Source organism: Spirosoma harenae, assembly GCF_054776975.1.
Genome location: NZ_BAAHBD010000007.1, coordinates 90,971 through 113,154, shown reverse-complemented (window position 1 = coordinate 113,154; position 22,184 = coordinate 90,971). Strand labels below are relative to the sequence as shown.

Annotated in this window: 19 protein-coding genes; 12 read left to right on the top strand and 7 right to left on the bottom strand. The window is 46.0% G+C overall.

Translation table 11 applies throughout. From position 1 onward, the window contains the following. Positions 1–48 precede the first annotated feature (48 nt). Positions 49–444, bottom strand: a complete 396-nt coding sequence (locus ACYVE4_RS06420; protein WP_460996155.1) for a hypothetical protein — start codon at positions 442–444, stop codon at positions 49–51. 297 nt (positions 445–741) lie between these two features. On the opposite strand from ACYVE4_RS06420, the gene ACYVE4_RS06415 reads away from it, so the two are divergent. The 3 genes from ACYVE4_RS06415 to ACYVE4_RS06405 all read left to right on the top strand — a co-directional run bounded on the left by ACYVE4_RS06415 (position 742) and on the right by ACYVE4_RS06405 (position 6,450). Further along, positions 742–2,214: an ATP-binding protein gene (locus ACYVE4_RS06415; protein WP_460996154.1), complete on the top strand. Its 1,473-nt coding sequence runs from the start codon at positions 742–744 to the stop codon at positions 2,212–2,214. Positions 2,215–2,255: 41 nt separating this feature from the next. Next, positions 2,256–2,939, top strand: a complete 684-nt coding sequence (locus ACYVE4_RS06410) for a response regulator (RefSeq protein ID WP_460996153.1) — start codon at positions 2,256–2,258, stop codon at positions 2,937–2,939. A 139-nt stretch (positions 2,940–3,078) separates the two neighbouring features. Further along, entirely contained in the window at positions 3,079–6,450 is a 3,372-nt protein-coding gene (locus ACYVE4_RS06405) for a fibronectin type III domain-containing protein (RefSeq protein WP_460996152.1), read from the top strand. Between the two features lie 7 nt (positions 6,451–6,457). Here ACYVE4_RS06405 and ACYVE4_RS06400 read toward each other — a convergent pair whose 3' ends face one another. The 4 genes from ACYVE4_RS06400 to ACYVE4_RS06385 all read right to left on the bottom strand — a co-directional run bounded on the left by ACYVE4_RS06400 (position 6,458) and on the right by ACYVE4_RS06385 (position 11,544). Continuing rightward, positions 6,458–7,621 (bottom strand): acyltransferase family protein, encoded by a 1,164-nt coding sequence (locus tag ACYVE4_RS06400; RefSeq protein ID WP_460996151.1) that lies wholly within the window; start codon positions 7,619–7,621, stop codon positions 6,458–6,460. A gap of 45 nt (positions 7,622–7,666) precedes the next feature. Continuing rightward, positions 7,667–8,440, bottom strand: a complete 774-nt coding sequence (locus ACYVE4_RS06395) for a hypothetical protein (protein WP_460996150.1) — start codon at positions 8,438–8,440, stop codon at positions 7,667–7,669. A 177-nt stretch (positions 8,441–8,617) separates the two neighbouring features. Next, complete coding sequence (gene nagB, locus ACYVE4_RS06390; RefSeq protein ID WP_460996149.1) at positions 8,618–10,582, bottom strand: glucosamine-6-phosphate deaminase; 1,965 nt, start codon at positions 10,580–10,582, stop codon at positions 8,618–8,620. A 197-nt stretch (positions 10,583–10,779) separates the two neighbouring features. Further along, positions 10,780–11,544 carry an NUDIX hydrolase gene (locus tag ACYVE4_RS06385; RefSeq protein WP_460996148.1) on the bottom strand — a complete coding sequence of 255 codons (765 nt, stop codon included), beginning with the start codon at positions 11,542–11,544 and terminating at the stop codon, positions 10,780–10,782. A gap of 145 nt (positions 11,545–11,689) precedes the next feature. Between ACYVE4_RS06385 and ACYVE4_RS06380 the strand changes: the two genes are divergently transcribed. The 8 genes from ACYVE4_RS06380 to ACYVE4_RS06345 all read left to right on the top strand — a co-directional run bounded on the left by ACYVE4_RS06380 (position 11,690) and on the right by ACYVE4_RS06345 (position 18,973). Further along, positions 11,690–12,196 (top strand): (2Fe-2S)-binding protein, encoded by a 507-nt coding sequence (locus ACYVE4_RS06380; RefSeq protein ID WP_460996147.1) that lies wholly within the window; start codon positions 11,690–11,692, stop codon positions 12,194–12,196. After that, entirely contained in the window at positions 12,193–14,385 is a 2,193-nt protein-coding gene (locus ACYVE4_RS06375; RefSeq protein ID WP_460996146.1) for a molybdopterin cofactor-binding domain-containing protein, read from the top strand. The genes ACYVE4_RS06380 and ACYVE4_RS06375 overlap by 4 nt, the downstream gene beginning before the upstream one ends. Before the next feature lie 2 nt (positions 14,386–14,387). Further along, positions 14,388–15,551: an XdhC family protein gene (locus ACYVE4_RS06370; RefSeq protein ID WP_460996145.1), complete on the top strand. Its 1,164-nt coding sequence runs from the start codon at positions 14,388–14,390 to the stop codon at positions 15,549–15,551. After that, entirely contained in the window at positions 15,532–16,155 is a 624-nt protein-coding gene (locus ACYVE4_RS06365; RefSeq protein WP_460996144.1) for a nucleotidyltransferase family protein, read from the top strand. The genes ACYVE4_RS06370 and ACYVE4_RS06365 overlap by 20 nt, the downstream gene beginning before the upstream one ends. A 93-nt stretch (positions 16,156–16,248) precedes the next feature. Continuing rightward, complete coding sequence (gene ruvX / locus ACYVE4_RS06360) at positions 16,249–16,662, top strand: Holliday junction resolvase RuvX (RefSeq protein WP_460996143.1); 414 nt, start codon at positions 16,249–16,251, stop codon at positions 16,660–16,662. Between the two features lie 81 nt (positions 16,663–16,743). Further along, positions 16,744–17,316 carry a peptide deformylase gene (gene def, locus ACYVE4_RS06355; RefSeq protein WP_460996142.1) on the top strand — a complete coding sequence of 191 codons (573 nt, stop codon included), beginning with the start codon at positions 16,744–16,746 and terminating at the stop codon, positions 17,314–17,316. 74 nt (positions 17,317–17,390) lie between these two features. Then, positions 17,391–18,173: an amidohydrolase gene (locus ACYVE4_RS06350; protein WP_460996141.1), complete on the top strand. Its 783-nt coding sequence runs from the start codon at positions 17,391–17,393 to the stop codon at positions 18,171–18,173. A gap of 14 nt (positions 18,174–18,187) precedes the next feature. Then, complete coding sequence (locus tag ACYVE4_RS06345) at positions 18,188–18,973, top strand: HAD family hydrolase (RefSeq protein WP_460996140.1); 786 nt, start codon at positions 18,188–18,190, stop codon at positions 18,971–18,973. Between the two features lie 13 nt (positions 18,974–18,986). Here ACYVE4_RS06345 and ACYVE4_RS06340 read toward each other — a convergent pair whose 3' ends face one another. Next, positions 18,987–19,667, bottom strand: coding sequence for an HAD family hydrolase (locus tag ACYVE4_RS06340; protein WP_460996139.1), 681 nt, complete (start codon positions 19,665–19,667; stop codon positions 18,987–18,989). A 167-nt stretch (positions 19,668–19,834) separates the two neighbouring features. On the opposite strand from ACYVE4_RS06340, the gene ACYVE4_RS06335 reads away from it, so the two are divergent. Continuing rightward, entirely contained in the window at positions 19,835–21,352 is a 1,518-nt protein-coding gene (locus tag ACYVE4_RS06335) for a DUF4301 family protein (protein WP_460996138.1), read from the top strand. A gap of 101 nt (positions 21,353–21,453) precedes the next feature. Here ACYVE4_RS06335 and ACYVE4_RS06330 read toward each other — a convergent pair whose 3' ends face one another. After that, positions 21,454–21,903: an RrF2 family transcriptional regulator gene (locus tag ACYVE4_RS06330; RefSeq protein WP_460996137.1), complete on the bottom strand. Its 450-nt coding sequence runs from the start codon at positions 21,901–21,903 to the stop codon at positions 21,454–21,456. Between the last annotated feature and the right edge of the window lie 281 nt (positions 21,904–22,184).

The window sequence follows — 22,184 nt, the reverse complement described above, 5'->3', positions numbered from 1 at the left end:
TTTGATTAGTTGTTTCTCAGAACATAACGCGTTCGTTAGCCGAATCGTTTATCGTTTCCAGACTAACAAAATGGCAATGACCACTGATGTCAGAATTGAGAACCAGCAGATGGCAATAACCCAGCGAACCGGGATTTCCCACATGGGGGCGTGAAGCATTTCAGTTTCCTCATCGACCTTAATACGGCCATAAAAATTTCGGGTGCAGAAATCGTCCCAATCTGCATAATCAGCGAATCGAGCGAGGATATCCAGGAACGTAGGGGATGGAACGATCGAAAATCGCCAAAATTCCTGTAACGCCTGTGCGTCCAGACGTTGTTGTGTATGGGCAACGATCTGCTCGCTCAGATGTGCGAAATCGCGCAACCGCCAATGGGATGACTGTTCCCAGCGGAGGATGCGTTCAATTTGTTGTTTCAGTTCGTTCGTATGTCGAATCATACCTTAATACTAGCGTTTTTCGGGTCATTTTCCCACTCAGGCAAAACGATTATATCCCCAAAAACCCACGGATGACCTGTGATAATCAAAAGTACCAATCAACGAATTGTTGTCATATCTGGCTGCTGTTGACCGCTTGACGCTTAGCCACATATAACCTGTTTTATTCACATCTGGATAATTCTTAGAATAGAGGTCGCTACCGCTGTTTACGGCTGACAAATTGCTATCTTTTGAAAGCGGAACAGGGAATTCCGCAGGTATTTAATCGTATTCCGAATACCGAAACCTGCACGTATGTATCAACTCGACCAACAGGTAGCGAACCGATTGACCCGATTTTATATATTGGCCCTTACTGTTATTGCAGTATTGTCCTTATCAGGTCTTCTGTTTATCAAACATACCATCAGTAATCACTACGATGACAGTCGAGTTGTGAATGTAGCCGGTCGGCAACGGATGCTCAGTCAGCGACTGACAAAATTATCCTTATTACGCGCAACGAGTATCCCGTCGGCGGATACCGTTTCATTCGATTCACTACTAACGAATTGGAGTCAGACCCACATTCAGCTTCGAAGCGGGCTTCTGCAGATGGAAAAGTCCTATACTGTTCGTAAAAGCGACACATTAAACACCATGTTCGCTCAGATAGAACCGTATTATCAGGCTATTTACAAAAGTTTTGTACTCATCAATAATCCTCGCGCAACAACTACGGATCGCAAAGAAGCGCTGGCAACGATTATGCAGCACGAGCTTTCGTTCCTTCAGCAAATGAACGCCATTGTGTTTCAGTTCGATAAAGAAAGCTTTCAACGCGTTCGCGCACTGGAACGAATCGAATGGTTTTTAACCGCTGCCACCCTGATCATCCTGTTGATAGAAGGCATGTTTATTTTTCGGCCGGTCGTCAATCATACGAAAACCGTTATTGGTCGGCTGGCAAAATCTGAGCAGTCGTTACAGGTAGCCAACAATCGTCTGGAAATAGCGAACCGGGAATTAGGCATTACCAATGAAAATCTGGCTTTTACCAATCGAAAATTGCTGGATACTCAACAGGAGCTGGTTCGCACAACGGAAGAGAAATATGCCTTAAAACAGACTGAAGACCGCGTTCGCTCGGCTGCCTTACTCGAAGGACAGGAAGAAGAGCGTCGGCGATTTGCCAGAGAGCTGCACGATGGCATTGGTCAGATGCTGACCGGATTGAAATTGCACGCCGAAAAATTGAAATCCACTTCGTTTGCCGACGAAAAACAAAAAAAACGGTTTACTGAACTCTGTGAATTAATTGCAGAGATTATCCAGACAACCCGTCAAGTATCCTATAATTTGATGCCATCAACTTTAAGTGATTTTGGCCTGGGTGCTACCTTAAACCTGTTAGCCGAACAGGCAACCCGTGCTTCTGGCATAAACGTCGTTTTTTCGGGTCCTCGTGATGCTCCGAGGCTGAACCCCGCCATGGAAATTGGCCTTTACCGAATTGCCCAGGAAGCGCTACACAATTCAATAAAATATGCGAATGCTCAAACGATTCGTATTTTTTTACAGCAGGATATTGATAAATTAGTGCTTTCGGTGTCTGACGACGGAAAAGGGTTTTCCTTAAAAGCAGATCGTCAGAAGGAAACTATAGCACTGGGGGTAAATGGTCTGGAGAATATGCGGACCCGAGCCCAACTTCTCAACGGAAGCCTTACCATCCAATCAAAGCTTAAAAAAGGAACCACCATTCAGGTCGATGTTAACCTAGTGTAGAGACGGTATTCCATTTACCGAATACCGCAAACCAAAAAACTATGCCGATACGCGTTCTTATTACCGACGATCACTCAGTAGTCCGAAAAGGAATTTTGATGCTACTCGAAGATGAACCTGATATACAGATCGTTGGAGAAGCGTCTGATGGCGATGAGGCCATTAGCCTGCTGTCTGGTGTTGATACGGATGTGTTGTTGCTTGATATCACCATGCCTCGGATGTCGGGTATTGAGGCTCTGAAAGTTGTTTCCCAAAACTTTCCCAAGGTTCGCACGCTGATGTTCAGCATGCACAATAATCCCGATTACATTTTAAAAGCGGTGCAACACGGAGCCGCTGGCTATTTATTAAAAGATACGGGTCAGGAAGAGATTTTACGGGCAATTCGTACGGTAATTAATGGCGAACTATACTACCCGGCCAATATTTCATCCGTTATTATTCAACAATTGGTTTTGCCCAATACCCATACTACCCCGCGACAGACGGAGGCCGTCAACAGCATTCCTCAACCGGCGTCGATATGGAATAAAATTACGTCACGCGAAGCACAGATTTTAACTTGTCTTGTCGATGGAATGAGCAGTCCTGAAATTGCAGATCGCTTTGGAATCAGCGCCAATACAGTGGCTAATCAGCGGGCCAGCATTATGCGAAAAGCCGGGGTTAACACGACTGTCGATTTAATTCGGATTGTCCTCGAAGAGAAAAGTAGAAATTAATATCTACGCTAAACACTAGATATATAGACTAATTAGTTACCACATAAAAAATATACTTATTAATTGTCACTCATAAATAAAAAGTGATTTCGTTTTTGGCGTTATTTTTGAAGGATTTGTAGAACTTCTTCTTAGATATATGCCAAAAAATCTCTACGTAGGACTCTCTTTTTTTTTCTTCCTGCTTATACCTGCTTATACCTTAAAAGCGCAAAATCCACCCACTTCGGTGTCGCTTTCGTGTGGTATCGAAAACCTTAGCCGTCCTCAGGCGCTGTCGCTGAGTCAGATGGCTAATTTTGCGCTGCAACGAAAACGAGCGTCTGGAGCCGCTTTCAGTGCGATTACATACATACCAATTCGTCCGCATATTCTTCGCCGAAGCGATGGATCGGGCGGATTCAGTTTAGCTAGTTTGAACTATGTAATTGCCACAACAAACAGCTATTATCTGCTGAATGGTTTCGGTATCCAATTCTACTTTGCTGGCACATCGCCCGATTACATCGACAACGATACACAGTACAATACCTTTAGTGATGAATATGCAGTAGCCCAGAACCGGGATGCGACCAATGCACTGAATCAGTATTATGTAAACCAGTTTTCAAGTCCGGGTTTGGGAGGCTACGCATACTATCCGGCAGATGCCATCTACTCAACTCGTTCGTTTATTCTGACTGGCCCTGGAGAGTATGATGAAGATCTTGGTAACCGGCTGATTCCTCACGAATTAGGCCATACCTTTAACCTGATTCATACCTTCGGTAACAATAACGGCTATGGAGGTTCCACCGAACTGGTAACTCGCGGAGCAGGAGCCAATTGCTCAACCGATGCCGATTTAGTCTGTGATACGCCTGCTGACCCGTATAATATGACGGGCGCTTACTTGACCTATCCCAACGGTTGCCCCCAATATGATCCTAACAGTACCGCTCGTGATGCTAATGGAGCCGCATATAATCCGTCGATCACCAATATTATGTCGTACTATTTTCCCTGTACGCATGATTTCACGCCCGGCCAATACGATCGAATGCAGGCAGGGTTAGCCCTTCGCCAAAGCCATACGTCGTATACACTCAATGCCCCTCCATCTAACGTTGTTGCACCCAGTAATCTGACCGGAACACAGAACGGGTATACCGTCGCGTTGACCTGGCAGGATAACGCCGACAATGAAATGGGGTATTTTATTGAGCGATCGACCTCACCCTCGTCCGGCTTTGTGCCCATTGGCGGTGTAGCCCCTAATGTCACTACATTTACAGACACCAAAGCACTACTCCAGACGCTTTATTATCGTATTCGTCCGTCAAACACAACTACGGGTAGCCTTAGCCCTACGTTTTCAATACAGGTAAGCCCTCCCCTGGTAACCGGCCTGAATACAACAAACATTACGGGTAACAGTGCCCAGCTTAACTGGAACAGTCTTGGTAATGGCGCGACTTATGATCTCCAGTGGCGAGTTGTGGGGGAAGCAAACTGGATTACCTATTCATCCATATCAACAACAAGCTATGGACTATATGGATTAACCGCCAATACAAACTACGAATGGCAGGTTAAAGCATCAACGGGTACCCAATACGCTCCGGCGGTGACCTTTATGACTCCTTGCTCAGTACCAACTGGGTTATACACGTATACAACCCGTTTAACCGCATCCTTAAACTGGAATTACAATTCTGGGCAGACGTTCACAGTACAATGGCGCCCGAAAGGAACGGAGGATTGGAACACAAGTGCTGGTCTGGTCAGTGGTTATTATTCCTTAACAGGCTTGACTCCCGCAAGTGTTTATGAATGGCGTGTGCAGGCTACCTGTATAAATCCACCCGTTGCCACAACTGATTTCACCAGCATACAATCCTTTACGACGCTTTCCTGCCAGCTACCATATACGATTTCGGTAACGGATATTTTCTCGAACTCAGCTCGTCTTTACTGGTATGATTCCTACTATGAATCAGGCAAAACATATGAGATACGTTACCGACCCGTTGGAACAACAACCTGGACAGCCAATAGCGTAACCGCTTCGTACAACGGAACGTATACGTTAACTGGGCTGACCAATAACACGACCTATGAATGGCAATTCAGAAGTCTTTGTACGCCCACCGAGAGTTCCGATTATTCATCCATCAATACATTTACAACTACCTGTCGAATTCCAACCGGCCTTTCAACGAACGTAACGGCAACCATAGCCCGATTGTATTGGTATACTAACGGTTATTCGGAACCCGGTGCGACTTACGAATTACAACACCGGCCCGTTGGGTCAACTGACTGGGTAACGGTTAGCGGGATTCCGAGCAGTTTTTATTCATTATCAGGTCTTGCAACCAATGTCTCCTACGAATGGCGCGTCCGCAACGTATGTACTCCTACTGAACGGTCAGATTATTCGGCAACGAACACCTTTACGACAGCCTGTATTGCACCTTCGCCGTATAATTTATACGCGTCTTTCATTTCGTCGTCGTCCGTTCAATTCAATTGGTATGTTCAGGCAAATGATCCAGCAATGACTTACGAATTGCGGTATCGGCCTGTTGGAGCAGTCGATTGGGCAACCGTTAGCAGCTTAACAGTTAACTCAGGTAGTTATGGCGTTTATCAGGCTACGGCCTTGGCCGCAAATTCCCAATATGAATGGCAACTTCGAACGCTCTGTACAGGCGTCCAGAGTTCGACTTATGTAAACGGGCCTAACTTTACGACTCAGTGCGCCGTTCCGTACTTATACACACTGAATTATACAGGCGTTAACTCAGCAACTATAGCCTGGAACCAAACCGGACTCGATGTTTCCTATGAATTTCGCTATCGAAAAGCCGGTACGACAGATTGGACAACGGTGACTAATCTAACCAGCACAACAATCGCCCTATCCGGTTTAACCGGTAATACGCAATATGAAACACAGGTAAGAACATTATGTATGTATGGGCTAGTTTCCGATTTTTCGTTTACGTATTCGTTCTACACAGCTCAGTGTTCAGTCCCGTATAGTTTGTATACAACCAATATACGACCTACCTCAGCTCGAGTATACTGGTCTTTCTCCCAACCGAATCCCGATTTACGATACGAAGTTCGGTATCGGCCTGTTGGTACTTCAGACTGGACATCGCTGTACAATCTGACTATCCCGAATTACACCGGCGCTGTTAGTTTGACCAACCTTGCCAGTAATACGCAATATGAATGGCAGGTAAAAACCCAGTGCTCCCCTACAGAAAGCTCAGCATTTTCATCGTCCGTACTTTTCCAGACCCCTCCTTATTGCCCAATTGTATACACAGTGCGAACAGGTTATTGGACCGATGCAACGATCTGGTCTTGTGGCTATATTCCTGATAATACGGATGTTGTGCAGATCAAACACCTGATCACTATTCCATACGGCTACGCGGCTACGGCCAAACAGATAGGCTTTGATATCGGGCAAACACTGCGTTATGAATACGGTGCCCAGCTAAGAATCGGCTTTTAAAGCAATCTTATACTTTGATAATCACTGATTTTCGGTACATCCACCACAAAATACCGAACCAGATCAGCACAAACGTCAACGCGCCAGCCAGCGACGCATTGCGGGGATCAGTAAAAGGCGGGGCAATGAAGGATCGATATAAATAATCTTTCAGGCCCTGCTCTGTTCCGTCTGGTTTCGTGATGTGAATCAGGTTCATAATGCGTGGAATCAACCCGGAAAGGAAGAAAACTGTAATGGCATTAACACCAAATGCCACAAATGGCAACACCCCTCTGCGATAGTGTTGAACATCGATCAGCCAATAGCATAAAGCTAGGCCAAGCATGGCTAAGCCGCCAGCCAGTAATACGTAGGAACTGGTCCAGAGCGCTTTGTTGATTGGGAAGAAGCTGTCCCAGATTAATCCAACAAGTGTAAGTATACAGCCCGCCGTAAATAGCCAGGCTACTTTTTCAGCGGCAATTTTATTGCTTCGCAACAAGGTCCCCGTTAGCATTCCCAGCAATCCCGTTCCGATTGCTGGCACCGTACTCAATATTCCTTCAGGATCCCAGACTTTGGCGGGTTTATAGACATGCGCGGGCGTCAGAATGATTCGGTCGAGCCAGGCCGCCATATTGGTTTCGGGTTCGAGATTCGCGAAGCCTACACCCGGAACGGGTACAGCAGTCATGAGTAGCCAATACCCAACTAATATACCGCAGAGAATATAAATCTGTTGGCGTGGATTTGTCGTCAGAAAAAGAATCGAGCAAATCAGGTAAACCAGGGCAATGCGCTGCAAAACACCTAAAAGTCGAACGGTCGAAATGTCGAATCTTGGGAAGAAATTCAGGAATAATCCCAGCAGAAAAAGCATGGCACTCCGCTTCACGATTTTACGTACCCCCCCCTGCCCCAAACCCAATGCCCTTTGCCCCGACAAGGCAAACGTGATCGATACACCAACGATAAACAGAAAAAACGGAAAAATCAGGTCAGTTGGCGTCCAACCGTTCCAGTGCGCATGTTCGAGGGGTGCATAAATATGATCCCAGCTCCCTGGGTTATTCACCAGAATCATAGCCGCAACGGTCAGGCCGCGAAAAAAATCAAGGGAAAGTAACCGACCTGATGAACTGGGTATTGTCTGGGATTTTTCGGGCCTGGTCGAAACGGAGGATTGCATAGTTGGCTGAAGTTTCCCGAAGATACACCAAGTAAAGGAAATGTATCAACTAAAGACTTTGGCCAGTTTTTTTTCCAGATCGGCCTCCAGTTTGAGCAATCCTTCCGCATTCGGCAAGTAAGTCAATGCCCGGTGATGCCGTAAATCGAACGGAATATCGCCAACCGATTGCGTCAACGGAATCACGAGTTTTCCCAGGGTATGCGCTACACCTGTTTCATAGAATACATTCGGATTCCGATCTGTAAAATCAGTAATGACAACTTGCGAGGTAAAAATCAGATCGAAAACATCCTGAATCAGGATGCTATTATCCCAAATATCATCCGCCCGTTTGCACTCGACACCCAACCTGGCGCACACATTCCGAATAGCGGCATACGTGCCCGAAAATTTACTCTCGAAGGGCATCATGACCGATAATAAATTGCCGTTAAGCGATTTATGAGGAATCCGAAATACATCCGGTGCAAACGTAATCACCCGCTCCGGCGCGATTGACTGAATGGTTGATACAAAATCAGGTATAATCCGAGTTACGCGATTCATCAATGCTTTTTTAGCCTCGACAAATCGCTCGATTTCATACAGATTACTGCTACTTTCAGTAATTAATTTTGACAACACCTGTAAGCAATTGCCTTCATAATCATCGTCTTTAAAATCCAGACTTCGTAACAAACGCGGGTGATCTTCAATTAGCTCATGACTATCCGTCAGATAAGCCACTTTAATCCAGTCTGATTTCGTAAAATGATCCTGAATAAATTCATGCAAGGCAAAAAGTCGAAGTGTTTTCTGTTTATTCTGTCTGGTCATGTGGTTAGTAGGTTGAAGCAATTTTATAATATAAGTATCATACAAAACACAATACTATTCAATTTTTATATTATATTAAATTAGGTATAAGAAATTTGCTGAAATAATTCTCCTTAAAAAACAAAAAGCTACTCCCAGTTGAGAGTAGCTTTTATGCCTTCGATCAGCAGTGACTATTTAGAAACGCCAGCGAACAAAGGCTTCCATGGCTTCGTATTCAGCCAGACCGAGTCGGTTATACAGGCCTGCGGTTGCGCGATTACGCTCTTCAGCCCGTTGCCAGAACTCCCTCGAATCGGTTCCCTGATAGACTACGCCGTCTTTCTGCGATTGATGTTTGAAAATACCCAGCCGTTTTTTCATCACCTGATCCGGCGACATGGGTACGGCCATTTCAATTTCGTGAATATCCCACTCGGCCCAGGCACCGCGATAAAGCCATACCCAGCAGTCTTTCATGAAATTCTTATGCTTCAACCGGCGAACAGCTTCCAGTACGGCATCCAGACAGACTTTATGCGTGCCGTGCGGATCAGCCAGATCACCAGCGGCATAGATTTGATGCGGTTTAACCTCTTCAATCAACGCCATCGTAATCTTAATATCGTCTTCGCTCAGCGGCTTTTTGGCAACCGTACCTGTTTCGTAAAACGGCATATTCATAAAATGTGCATTCTCAACCGGAATACCCACAAATCGGCAAGTCGATTTAGCTTCGCCCATCCGAATTAGCCCTTTTACATAACGTACTTCGGGCGTATCCATTTCGCTATCTTTCTTCTCCCGCAACGACGCAGCCGCATCCTGAAAAATTCGCGTAGCTTCGGGACTTTTGATGCCAAATTTGGCGTTGAAATCCACCACGTAATCTGCAAAACGTAAAGCTTCGTCATCGGCTACGGCAATGTTGCCGGATGTCTGGTAGCCAATATGTACCTCGTGTCCCTGATCGCGAAGGCGCTGGAACGTGCCTCCCATCGAGATAATGTCATCGTCGGGGTGTGGGCTGAAAATCAGGCAACGCTTGTGGGCAGGTAAGGCACGTTCGGGTCGATTGGTATCGTCGGCATCGGGTTTGCCGCCTGGCCAGCCCGTAATCGTATGCTGAAGCTGGTTGAAAACGTCAATATTGATATCGTATGCCTGGCCGTATTGAGCGAGTAAATCACTCATCCCGTTATCGTTATAATCGCGGTCGGTCAGTTTCAGGACAGGTTTACCCAGGGTCAGCGACAAATACGTGACGGCCTTTTTCTTCATTTTGTTATCCCAAACAACTGAATCCACCAGCCAGGGCGTTTTCATGCGGGTTAACTCCGAAGCAGCGGCTTCATCAATCACAAACAAGGCATTCGGATGCGTTTGCAGATACGATGCCGGATTCAACTCTGTCACGGTACCCTCAACGGCCCCCCGGATAACGGGTGCTTTGCGCTCACCCCACGCCAGTAACACAACTCGGTGGGCGCTCAAAATACTAGCGACGCCCATCGTAATAGCTTTGCGTGGTGTTTTCGGTAAACCGCCAAAATCAACCGAAGCAGCTGCCCGCGTTGAGTTATCAAGCATCATCAATCGTGTATGTGAATTGATGAGAGAACCCGGTTCGTTGAAGCCAATGTGTCCATTACCACCAATCCCCAGCAATTGAAAATCCAATCCACCAGCGGCTTCAATGGCATTTTCATACTGTTTCGAGAAATCAGCTACTTTATCTGTTCGAAGCGTACCATCTGGAACGTGATAATTTCCCTGCGGAATATCGACGTGATCGAATAATTGTTCGCGCATGAACCGCCAATAGCTTTGCAGCGAATCGGGTTCCATCGGATAATATTCATCCAGATTGAACGAGACCACATTGCGGAAGCTCAGACCTTCTTCGCGGTGCATCCGAATTAGTTCGGCATACACAGTCTTAGGCGATGAACCCGTTGCCAGACCAAGTATACAGGGTTTTCTTTCGGATTGTTTCTGGCGAATTAGATCCGCAATTTCCTGTGCAACCGCACGCGACGCATCTTTCGCATCGGCGTAAATGTGGGTTGGAATTTTTTCGTACGTGATGGCCGATTGAAGAGGTCCACCCGTAGGTGTCAATTGACCGTCAGGACTGTCGAGCAGAGTAGGCTCCGTAATCATGGTGTATTAGTCGGAGAAAAGATGAGGACGTAAAGTTCGCAAAAATTCAAGTAGTTTTCAGGTATTTCTACTATACGAGGTCGCCATCTTAAAAAATATTAATAAGTCGATCTATAGAAAAACCGCTGATAGTTATACAGTTAGAATAAGGTTTTGGACTACTTTCTTTTTATGTAACGGGATAAATATCTAAAGTCTCAAACAAAAATCAGGTTTCCATTGATGAGCGCTTTCTGGTAATTCTCCTTGTCGAATTGATATAGATAGGGGGACTTGTGCGCCTTCCCCGTCCGGCGTTCGTTCAGCCGAGTCAAAATAGTTAGCCCCATTATTTTCTTGTGAAAATTTCGCGCGTCCAACGGCCGACCCAGCACAACTTCATAGAGACGCTGCAATTCAGGAATCGTAAATTTTTCGGGCATCAGGTTCAGGCCAATAGGTTGCCAGTTCAATTGCAAGCGTAGCGTTTTCAAGGCAACGTCAATAATCTGCTGATGGTCATATAGTAAGGATGGCAATTCGCTAACATCCCACCAGCAGCATTCATCCGACATAAAATCAGTTGTAGGCGTCACTAGCGTATAATCAACCAGCGCATAATAGCCCATTGAGATGGTTCGTTCCGGCCATTTTGTACTGAACGGAATTGTCATTTTTTGACGATGCCACGTATCGATCCAATCATAGCGTATAGCTTCGCCAAATACATGGAATTGCTGAAGAAATAATTGCTCTAAGCCCGTCCGTTCGCGAAGCACTCGACTGGCTGCGGTATCAACGGATTCGGTTTTATAAATAAATCCACCTGGTAGACACCATTCGGTTGTGTCTTTCCACCGCAGTAGCAATACTTTCAATCGAGTATCGTGAAAACCGAAGATAACGCAGTCAAGCGACAAGCCTAAAATGCATTCGTCGGCAACGGTTTGATAGTACGTGGCTAATTGATTGGCAAAAGTCATGGGGAAAGTTAAAAAAGCTTTCCGTCATTTTGACATAATTATCGAAAACCCGATATCATTAAAGCCTTTTCGTGAACGTTTAAAGTACGTCAACCTAAAAAATCGTATCTTTCCTGATATAAGCGCTTATTCTATTTTATACGCTATGGCTGCGATAAAGCTTACTATTAATAATCAGGCCCATGCACTAGACATTGACCCGGAAATGCCTCTTTTGTGGGCTATCCGGGATGTGGTTGGCCTGACGGGCACTAAATTCGGCTGCGGAATTGCACAATGTGGTGCCTGTACAGTCCATTTGGATGGTGCTCCGATTCGCTCCTGTAGCTTTCCCGTATCGGCAGCTTCGGGACACAAAATCACAACAATTGAGGGCATTTCGAAAAATGCGGATCATCCTCTTCAGAAGGCCTGGATTCAGCATCAGGTGCCACAGTGTGGTTACTGCCAGTCGGGGCAAATTATGTCGGCCGTGGCTTTACTAAAACAAACGCCCAAACCGACTGATGCGGATATTGATGCAGCGATGCAGGGAAATATTTGTCGTTGTGGTACGTACAACCGCATTCGTCAGGCTATTCATACAGCTTCAGCCGAGATGACTTCTGCACCTAAACTCCCCAAGTCAGCGCCTAAAATTGGAGAACGATGAGCCATCAACCCAAGGAAAATAAAAACGCTCCCTCTCGTCGGGATTTCCTCAAAGCTGCAAGTCTTACTGGGGCTGCTTTTGCGCTGGGTCTTTCCTCCACTGATGCGCTGGCCAGTCCGGTATTAAATTTGAGTATGGCTCCGCTTGAAACCGTTGAGCTTACACCCTACATACTCATCGAAAAAACCGGCCGAATTATTCTGATGAATCCTCGCCCTGAAATCGGACAGGGTACATTCCAGTCGGTCCCGGCACTGATTGCCGAAGAGTTAGAAGTATCGCTGGATAAAGTGACGATCCGACAAACGGGTGGTGAAACTAAGTTCGGTGGTATGTGGTCGCAGGCTGTGGGCGGCAGCGGATCGATTCGCGGAGGGTATAAGCAAATGCGAAAAGTGGGCGCTTCTGCCCGAGAAATGCTTATCAAAGCTGCCAGCGATCAATGGAATGTACCAGTCGATGAATGTTTTGCCGAAAACGCGACAGTCATTCATAAACCAACTGGTAAAAAGCTGACCTACGGGCAATTGGCTGAAGCAGCCGCCAAACTTCCCGTTCCGAAAGAACCAGCACTAAAAGACCCCAAACAGTTTACCATCCTAGGCAAATCTGTACCTCGGCCTGATGTTCCGTTGAAAGTGACGGGCCAGGCTACGTTTGGTATTGATGCCAAAGTGCCGGGGATGGTGTATGCATCTATTGAACGCTGTCCTGTATTGGGTAGCAAACTCGTCAGTTTTGATGGCGCAAAATCGCTGAAAGTCAAAGGCGTTCAGAAGGTCGTCAAAGTGGAGCGTATCATGGGTAAGAATCGCTATGAGGGCGTAGCGGTGATTGCGGATACTTATTGGGCTGCTTTACAAGGACGAAAATCGCTTACGGTAAAATGGGACCATCAACAGCATGACTCGTTCAATTCGGCAGAGTACGAAAAAAGCCTGCGCGAATTGGCCAAACAGGATGGCGTAGTCGGTCATAATGCGGGTGATTTCGACAAAACATTTGCCGAATCTCCAACGAAACTGGAAGCCTTCTACGAGACGCCCATGGTGAGTCACTCGACTATGGAGCCGATGAATGCGTTAGCGCATTACAAGCCTGATGATAAAGTCGAACTCTGGGTTTCGTCGCAAGGGGGCGATTTGGTTCGTGGCGAGGTGGCTAAAGTGCTCAATATTCCGGCCGATAATATTACGGTACACGTCTTATTCAATGGCGGTGGCTTTGGTCGGCGACTCACGCAGGATTTTGCAACGGAAGCAACCTTACTCTCAAAAGCGATTGGCAAACCCGTAAAAGTTGTCTGGACGCGCGAAGACGACACCATATTAGGCCCCTTCCGCCCAATGACATTTTCGGCCATGAAAGGCGCTTTATCAGCCGACGGAAAAGCCGTTGCGTTTCAGCATAAAGTGATTTCTCCTTCCATCGATGCGACCATGGAGGAGAAATATGACAAAACCAAACCCGATGGCACCATGCTCGAAGGGACTGGCGAGCAGAAATATGAAATACCCAACCTGAATACGCGCTACGTCCATTCAGATATCCACATCCCACTCACCTATTGGCGATCCGTAACCAGCTCGACAGTGGCCTTTGCCCACGAATGTTTTTTGGATGAAATGGCTCACAAAGCAGGCAAAGATCCAATGGAATTCCGGCTTGGTATGTTGACAAAAGAAACCGACGCCAAACGAATGCTGACCAAGCTGAAAGAAGTGTCTGGCTGGGACAAACCGCTTCCGGCTGGAAAAGGTCGTGGAGTTGCGCAATGGGAGTTCTTTGCAGGCTTGGCTGGTCAGGTGGTTGAAGTATCGAAAAACAAAGCGGGTGGCGTTACGGTTGACAAAGTCTATTGCGTCATTGACCTGGGTACCGTAGTGAATCCTGATACGGTAAAAGCTCAGGTAGAAGGGGCTATCGCTATGGCGTTGACAGCCGCAACGAAAGATGGTATTACGTTCGAGAATGGCAAGGCGAAACAGACAAATTTCGACGCCAATCGGATGCTTCGTATTCAGGAAATGCCAGCGGTTGAAGTACATATTCTGGCAGAAGGCGGACCAACTATAAAAGGCGTTGGCGAACCGGGGCTTCCGCCTTTAGCACCTGCCCTGGCTAATGCCGTTTTTGCCGCCACAGGTAAACGCGTCCGGAAACTGCCGTTTGATTTGGAAAAAGTATAACGATGAAAGAAATAAGCCGCATTGTCGAAGTATTTGAGCAGATTGACTTCACGCAACGAAAAGCTGCGCTGGCTACGGTTGTTTGGGTCGAGGGTTCGTCGTATCGGCGGCCGGGGGCCCGTATGCTCATTACTGACGATGGGCGTTGGGAGGGTGCCATCAGCGGGGGGTGTCTGGAAGGTGATGCACTTCGTAAAGCCCGACAAGTGATGTTGGATGGCCAACCGATTGTGGTCACTTACGATACGATGGACGATGGGGCAAATAGTTTCGGTGTCGGACTTGGGTGCAATGGCATTATTGATGTACTGATCGAACCGATCAACCCCGCCGATGCACAAAATCCGGTAATTTTTCTAAAAGAATTTGCTCAGAAACGCGACGTTCGTGCCCTAGCTACCATATTGAAAAGTGATAGCAGTGAATTTTTGCCCGGCAATCGATTCGTACTGACAGAACAGGATGCCCAGCCTGTTCCCGATTGGCTTCTGGCTGATATGGCAAGTGTGTTAAGCATCGGGAAACCGCTGACAAAAGCCTACACGAATAACTCTGACGTAATTGAGATATTCATCGAACGAATTGATCCAGGTATTGAGCTAATTATTTTCGGCGCTGGATACGATGTGATTCCGGTAGCTAAGCTCGCCCGTGAACTCGGTTGGCAGGTGACCGTTACCGACGATTGTATTGCCCATCTTTCGCCTAAACGCTTTCCAGCGGCAACTTGTGTCCTCTACGCCAATCGCGATGTTGTGATTGATCAATTGGCAATTACGAATCGATCAGCAGCTGTGTTGATGTCGCACAATTTCAATTACGATCGGGCGGTTTTGCAAGAATTGCTCAAAACAGATATTCCATACATTGGAATGCTTGGCCCCCGCAAACGGTTCGACAAAATGCAGGATGAATTTGAGCGGGATAGGCAGTTCTACAGCGAATCAGCGTTGAATCGGGTTCACGCACCTATTGGCTTAGACTTAGGGGCTGAAACGCCTGATGAAATTGCGCTTTCCATCATTGCCGAAGTAAAAGCCTTCTTTATGAAACGAACAGGCAGTTTTCTTAAGGACAAATCTGGTCCGATTCACGAGCGCGTTTCTGGCAATGTGCCCAATCATAGCCGACAGGAAAATACGGCCGATGCAGGAATTTCAGGCTGATTCTATGCGAATTGCTACGATTATTTTAGCGGCTGGGAGTTCCAGTCGATTAGGTAATACGCCGAAGCAATTGCTTCAGTATGAAGGCAAAACATTACTTCGGCGTATTACCGATATGACCCTTTCTTTAGATATTGGCCCTGTTAGCGTCGTCCTAGGTGCTAATCGTGATCAGCTCTATTCTGAACTCGCAGATTTACCCATTCAGACAATTAACAATACTAATTGGCAGGAGGGAATGGCTTCTTCGCTCCGTGCGGGATTATCGGCAATTCCTGAAGCATCCATCGATGCTTTTCTAGTTGTATTGACCGACCAGCCTTACGTAACAGCCGATTTACTGCGACAATTGATCGATACACATCAGCAAACGAAAAAAGGTATTGTCGCCTGCCGTTATGGCGAAGCTAATCACCTCGGCGTACCCGCTTTGTTCAGTATTAACTACAAAGCTGAGTTTCTGAAGCTAACTGGCGATGTTGGTGCTCGAAAACTCATTCAGCAGCATAGTCAGGATTGTGTTGATATTCCTTTCCCACTGGCAACGATTGATTTAGATACGTGGGAAGACGTAACAAAATGGCAGCGAGATAACGAATTATAAAGGCTATCGACGTCATTTTCGCAAGTATATCCAACAATCCCTTCTCCGCGCTCCTTGTCCCTTGCCTATCCCCTTCGTACCTTTGTTACCGAAATGGCAAGACTTTTAGCAATCGACTATGGCGCCAAACGAACCGGCATTGCCGTTACTGATCCGTTGCAATTGATTGCATCGGCGTTGGAAACGGTGGCCTCGCATGAGGTACTGAAGTTCCTCAAAGCGTACGTACAGCGCGAACCCGTCGAAGCGTTTATTGTAGGCTTGCCAAAAGGATTAGACGGTGCAGATACAGAAAATACGGCTCGCGTCCGGAAATTTGTATCGCATCTGCAAACTGCCTTACCCGATATTCCAATTCACTGGCACGACGAACGCTTTACATCCGTAATGGCTTTACAAGCGATGATTGCCAGTGGAAGCACGAAAAAAGATCGACGCGAAAAAGGAAATATCGACAAAGTCAGCGCAGCCATAATCCTTCAATCGTATATGGAAAGTAAAAAATAGTGATGAGTGACAAACGATACGTGATAAGTTTTGATCTCAAAAACACTCATCGTTCATCACTCATCGCTCATCACTAAAAAAATGATTCTCCCAATAATTGCTTACGGTGATCCGGTTCTGCGAAAACGAGCCAAAGACATTGAACCCGGTAGTCTCGATGTCAAGACGTTGAGTGACAATATGTTCGAGACAATGTATGCGGCTTCGGGCGTTGGCTTGGCAGCCCCGCAGATTGGGCAGAGTATCCGCATATTCGTGGTCGATGGAGCGCCCTTGAATGAAGATGAGCCAGAAGAAGAGATTGACAAAAGCTTAATTGGCTTCAAAAAGGTCTTTATCAATCCTGAAATCGTTGAAGAAGCTGGCGACGATTGGGGTTTTGAAGAAGGTTGTTTGAGTATTCCCGGTATTCGGGGCGAAGTATTTCGTCCAGAAATCGTCGTTATTCGGTATTTCGATACCGATTGGAACGAACATGAAGAAGAATACGAAGGCATGGCCGCGCGAATCATTCAGCATGAATACGACCACCTCGACGGCAAACTTTTCACGGATTATTTGCCTCCCATCCGACGAACACTCATCAAGAAAAAATTGGCCGATATTTCAAAAGGCAAAACCGACGCCGAGTACAAAATGAAGTTCCCTAAATGAACGATAAGTGGTGAGTTTGCTGACGCTGGCAATTATAAGTGCGTCGGCAAACTCATCGCTCATAACTCATAACTATGCATATCACTCTTCTCCAAGCTGACTTATACTGGCACGATCCTGTGGCGAATCGGGCGATGCTGGAGGAGCGTATTTTTAACCTTCCTGAAAAGACCGATCTGATTGTGCTACCCGAAATGTTTACGACGGGTTTCACGATGGATGCTCGCGCGGTGGCTGAGCCCATGAACCTGACGACGTTTCGGTGGCTAAAGCAAATGGCGGCACAAACGGGTGCAGTCGTAACCGGAAGTTATGTTGTGCAGGAAGGCGGTCGATTTTTCAATCGATTAATCTGGATGCAGCCTGATAGTCAGTTCGATACATACGACAAGCGGCATCTGTTCCGAATGGCGGGTGAAGATGCGATCTATACGGCTGGCACACATAGAATTATTAAAGAATGGAAAGGCTGGCGTATTTGCCCACTCATTTGCTATGATCTGCGCTTTCCAGTCTGGAGCCGGAATACGGATGGCAAATCACAGGATTTTGCGTATGATATGCTTCTTTATGTTGCTAATTGGCCAGCCGCGCGTCGTCATCCTTGGAATGCACTTTTGCAAGGTCGTGCGATTGAAAACCTGAGCTATGTTGCAGGCGTCAATCGCGTTGGAACGGACGGAAATGGCCATCCGTACACAGGCGATTCAGCCATCATTGATTTTAAAGGAGATGTCCTTTTCCGGCATTCAGATACCGAAATCGTTCATCAGCGAACTTTATCGCTGGAAGATTTACAGGCGTTTCGAGCAAAATTCCCGGCCAATCTCGACGCGGACTCCTTTGTTATTCAATAGTTTATGTCATAGTGATGGATGCTAAAAAACTATTTGCTTTTGATCTGGATGGAACGCTACTCAGACGCGATAAATCTATTTCTGACAAATCAATTAAGCTTATTAATCAATTAGCCAATCAAGACCATTTAATCTGTATAGCCACCGCTCGTCCACCCAGAGACGTCGCCCGATTATTGCCAGAATCATTACTACGTCACTATGTTGTTTGCTACAACGGGGCTGAAGTTTACAAAGACGGCGATAAAATTTTCGAACAACACATCCCGTCCGATTTAGCTTATCGGCTCATTCATGAACTGAGTCAACATCACCCTGATGTATTTATTGGTATCGAATCGCGCGATACGTTTCATGTCAACCGATCTCCTGCGCATCTCTTTGGCGAAACTCCTCACCAATTAGCTTCTTTTCGCGACAGGCAGCACAGTATTTTTCAGGACGGTATAACCAAAATTATCCACGAAGGCTTGAGCAATCCGTCAGATGCTTTTTCGCTGGAACTCTTTCAGGACGTTTGCGCGATAACGCATACGGATAATGGCTCAATCGTGCAGATTATGGCGCTGGGTGTCAGCAAATGGGCAGCGCTTCAACACATTGCCGAACTAGAAAGCGTAGCTATACACAATACCGTCGCTTTTGGCGATGATCATAATGATCTGGCCATGCTTACGTCGTGTGGTATGGGCGTAGCGATGGCAAATGCTACTCAGGCTGTGCAGGACGTTGCCCAATACACAACCCTGTCAAATGACGAGGATGGCGTTGCTGTATTTCTGGAAGCTAATTGTCTATGATAAACGCTATTCTTTAAAGCAACGCCAGTAGCTCTCGAGCGCTCTCGAGCGTTACAAAGTTCTTTCCAACCAATTGCGCATCGTCTACCCGTTCATGTGCCCATGTTATTGAATAGGGAATATGGATCGCTCGCCCGCCGATGTGCACTACGGGTAGGATATCTGATTTCAGCGAGTTGCCAATCATGATGAAATCGGCAGGCTGCACATTGTATCGCTGCAAAACTCGTTGATATGCTTGCTCGTTTTTTTCACTAACAATCTCGACATGCTTAAAATAATGCCCTAAACCAGAACGGGCTATTTTACTTTCCTGATCGAACAAGTCACCTTTAGTAAGTACCATCAGATCGTGCCGTTTGGCAAGCACTTCCAATACTTCAGGAATACCATCCAGCACGTCGATAGGAAAATCCAGTAAACGTCGGCTTACATCAATAATCTGTTGAATTTCACGACCTGTAATAGCCCCGTCGGTTAATTCGATGGCCGTTTCGATCATGGAGAGAATAAAACTTTTGGCGCCGTACCCAAACAGATGCAGATTTCGAATCTGAGCGTTGTAAAACTTGTCTTCCAGTGTATACTGGTCGATATGATGCGATAGGAGTTCGCACAATTTCTGCTTAACATCTACGTAGTTTGGTTCGTTTACCCATAGCGTATCGTCAGCATCAAACGCAATTAGTTTCATAATCGTAATTCATCCAGTAAGCAATGACAAAGGTAAGCGATGGATGAGCAATCAGATAAAGCCAAAATTGGCATTTACACATTTGATTTTGTAATAATTTGATTTGCGTCGTATTGTCGAAATCCGCAATTTGCCGCCCGTTCTAACGCAATTTTTTTCTTATCCATATGCAGTTCACTGAGCAAGATCAGGATCAGATTCTGATACAGGGCGTCTCCCTCGACCAGATTGACCAGCAGATAAAACATTTCGTAGATGGTTTCCCATACCTGAACGTCATCAAAGCCGCTACAATTGGCGATGGGATTGTTCGCGTACCCGAAGACCAGATATCCGCCTATATTCACCGCTTTGATGAAGCGGCTCACGAACGCGATCTGGTCAAATTTGTTCCGGCATCGGGAGCAGCTACCCGGATGTTCAAGTCCTTGTTTGCCGCATTGGATGGTAAGATGGATAAATCAGTCGATGAGGTATTTGCTCGTATAACCGATTTTGCGTTTTATGAAGATTTGAAAGCTATCATGGCTGCCGACGGGCTCGATCTAGATAAAGCTGTCGCCGATAATGATCGAAAAACAGTATTAACCTATCTATTAACCAACAAAGGGCTTGATTACGGTAGTCTGCCAAAAGGATTATTAAAATTTCACCAATACCTGGATGGCCCCCGTACTCCTGTCGAAGAGCATTTGGTAGAAGGAGCAGCTTATGCGAATTCAGATGGTTTAGTGAAACTTCATTTCACGGTATCGCCCGAACACCGCACCCGCTTTGAGCAGTTGATCAACGAGCAAAAAGCAGATTACGAAGCCTGGCTTGGCGTAACATTCGATATTACGTTCTCTGAACAGAAAAAATCGACTGATACAATTTCAGTCAACATAGATAATTCCCCATTCCGAAATGGGGATGGATCGCTATTGTTTCGTCCGGCAGGCCACGGTGCCCTGATCGAAAACCTGAATGACATTCATGCCGATATCGTGTTTATCAAAAACATCGATAACGTTGTGCCTGACGAAATTAAAGAACCCACTATAACCTATAAGAAAGTTCTTGCCGCCGTTCTGCTCGATGCACAACAACAAATCGCTCGACTACAGGGCTTATTAGAAGGCAAAGAAGTTAGTGATGGCTACCTGGCCGAAGCCGATGAACTCTTCCGACGGACTCTCTATACGTTACCCCCCGAAGGATTCGAAAAACTAGATAAAGAGGAAAAACTAGATTACTTCCGTCGAAAACTGAATCGTCCGGTTCGCGTGTGTGGGATGGTTAAAAACGTAGGAGAACCCGGTGGTGGACCATTTTGGGCCAGAAATCAGGACGGTTCTGTATCACTACAAGTCGTAGAATCCGCCCAAATCGACTTAGACAATCCATCGCAGAAAGCCATTTTCGATGAAGCTACTCACTTCAATCCCGTTGATCTAGTTTGTGGTTTAAACGATCATCATGGCCGGAAATTTGATCTACCTGCTTATCGAGATCCGTTAACAGGATTTATCACGGCCAAATCGAAAGATGGAAAAGACCTTAAAGCTCAGGAATTACCGGGCCTATGGAACGGTGCTATGGCCGACTGGAATACGATTTTTGTTGAGGTACCGCTCATCACATTCAATCCAGTAAAAACGGTGAATGATCTGCTTCGGAAAGAGCATCAACCGGCTGAAGAGTAAGCTAATACCCTAAAAGTCAAAGGGTTATAGAGTTGTAAAGTTTTTCGGATGTATCCAAACTTTACAACTCTATAACCCTTTGACTTTTAACTCAGCGACTATTAGGCAACAACTGGAATTTGTTTAGTCTCGACACTAACTGATGGCTGAAAGGTTATGAGCGTCGTGTTTTCATAGACGCTGAGGTTTGCATCCCGAACCTGTTCCATAATAGGCCGCAAGGCACAGGTAACCTCGTCGTCGCAGTCATCGCACTTTACATAGAAGTTAAACGATACGCAGGGGGTTGGCGCAATTGGACCATCAATAACCCGCAATACCTGCGCCAGATTAACTCGTCCCGGATCGACCCGTAGCAAATAACCTCCGCCTTTCCCCTTCTGACTTTGAAGAATACCATGATTACGAAGTTCCAGCAGAATAGCCTCTAAAAACTTCTTTGGTATATTTTCTTTTGCAGAGATATAGGAAATTAATACGGGCCCTTTGCCGTATTCTTCAGTCAAAACCTTGAGAGCTTTGATGGCATACTTAGCTTTCTTAGAAATCATCGTTACGGTAGTTAGTGGGTGAACAAACGTAATAGGCTTTCGCCTGTGAATTTAGTAAATCGACAGACTATCAACTCCTTATTAGCAAAAACTTACGACTAATAAACTTGAAAAGACTGCAATATATACTTATGCATTATTTTAATCTTCTGCCTACGCAAGTTTAATGCCGAATATAAGCAAATTACCTAAAAGTTCATGGACTTAGTCGGGTATTGAGTACGCTGTATAGGGGAAGCAACAAATTAACTATTCATACTGATAAGTTGAGCAAAATCAGT

Bases quoted from the DNA above. Each gene is read 5' to 3' on its own strand.
- ACYVE4_RS06375 (WP_460996146.1), top strand. From the start codon at position 12,193: ATGAGCCATCAACCCAAGGAAAATAAAAACGCTCCCTCTCGTCGGGAT.
- ACYVE4_RS06395 (WP_460996150.1), bottom strand. From the start codon at position 8,440: ATGACCAGACAGAATAAACAGAAAACACTTCGACTTTTTGCCTTGCAT.
- ACYVE4_RS06330 (WP_460996137.1), bottom strand. From the start codon at position 21,903: ATGATTTCTAAGAAAGCTAAGTATGCCATCAAAGCTCTCAAGGTTTTG.
- ACYVE4_RS06370 (WP_460996145.1), top strand. From the start codon at position 14,388: ATGAAAGAAATAAGCCGCATTGTCGAAGTATTTGAGCAGATTGACTTC.
- def (WP_460996142.1), top strand. From the start codon at position 16,744: ATGATTCTCCCAATAATTGCTTACGGTGATCCGGTTCTGCGAAAACGA.
- ruvX (WP_460996143.1), top strand. From the start codon at position 16,249: ATGGCAAGACTTTTAGCAATCGACTATGGCGCCAAACGAACCGGCATT.
- ACYVE4_RS06400 (WP_460996151.1), bottom strand. From the start codon at position 7,621: ATGCAATCCTCCGTTTCGACCAGGCCCGAAAAATCCCAGACAATACCC.
- ACYVE4_RS06340 (WP_460996139.1), bottom strand. From the start codon at position 19,667: ATGAAACTAATTGCGTTTGATGCTGACGATACGCTATGGGTAAACGAA.
- ACYVE4_RS06405 (WP_460996152.1), top strand. From the start codon at position 3,079: ATGCCAAAAAATCTCTACGTAGGACTCTCTTTTTTTTTCTTCCTGCTT.
- ACYVE4_RS06420 (WP_460996155.1), bottom strand. From the start codon at position 444: ATGATTCGACATACGAACGAACTGAAACAACAAATTGAACGCATCCTC.
- ACYVE4_RS06335 (WP_460996138.1), top strand. From the start codon at position 19,835: ATGCAGTTCACTGAGCAAGATCAGGATCAGATTCTGATACAGGGCGTC.
- ACYVE4_RS06345 (WP_460996140.1), top strand. From the start codon at position 18,188: ATGGATGCTAAAAAACTATTTGCTTTTGATCTGGATGGAACGCTACTC.
- ACYVE4_RS06380 (WP_460996147.1), top strand. From the start codon at position 11,690: ATGGCTGCGATAAAGCTTACTATTAATAATCAGGCCCATGCACTAGAC.
- ACYVE4_RS06365 (WP_460996144.1), top strand. From the start codon at position 15,532: ATGCAGGAATTTCAGGCTGATTCTATGCGAATTGCTACGATTATTTTA.
- ACYVE4_RS06410 (WP_460996153.1), top strand. From the start codon at position 2,256: ATGCCGATACGCGTTCTTATTACCGACGATCACTCAGTAGTCCGAAAA.
- ACYVE4_RS06385 (WP_460996148.1), bottom strand. From the start codon at position 11,544: ATGACTTTTGCCAATCAATTAGCCACGTACTATCAAACCGTTGCCGAC.
- ACYVE4_RS06350 (WP_460996141.1), top strand. From the start codon at position 17,391: ATGCATATCACTCTTCTCCAAGCTGACTTATACTGGCACGATCCTGTG.
- ACYVE4_RS06415 (WP_460996154.1), top strand. From the start codon at position 742: ATGTATCAACTCGACCAACAGGTAGCGAACCGATTGACCCGATTTTAT.
- nagB (WP_460996149.1), bottom strand. From the start codon at position 10,582: ATGATTACGGAGCCTACTCTGCTCGACAGTCCTGACGGTCAATTGACA.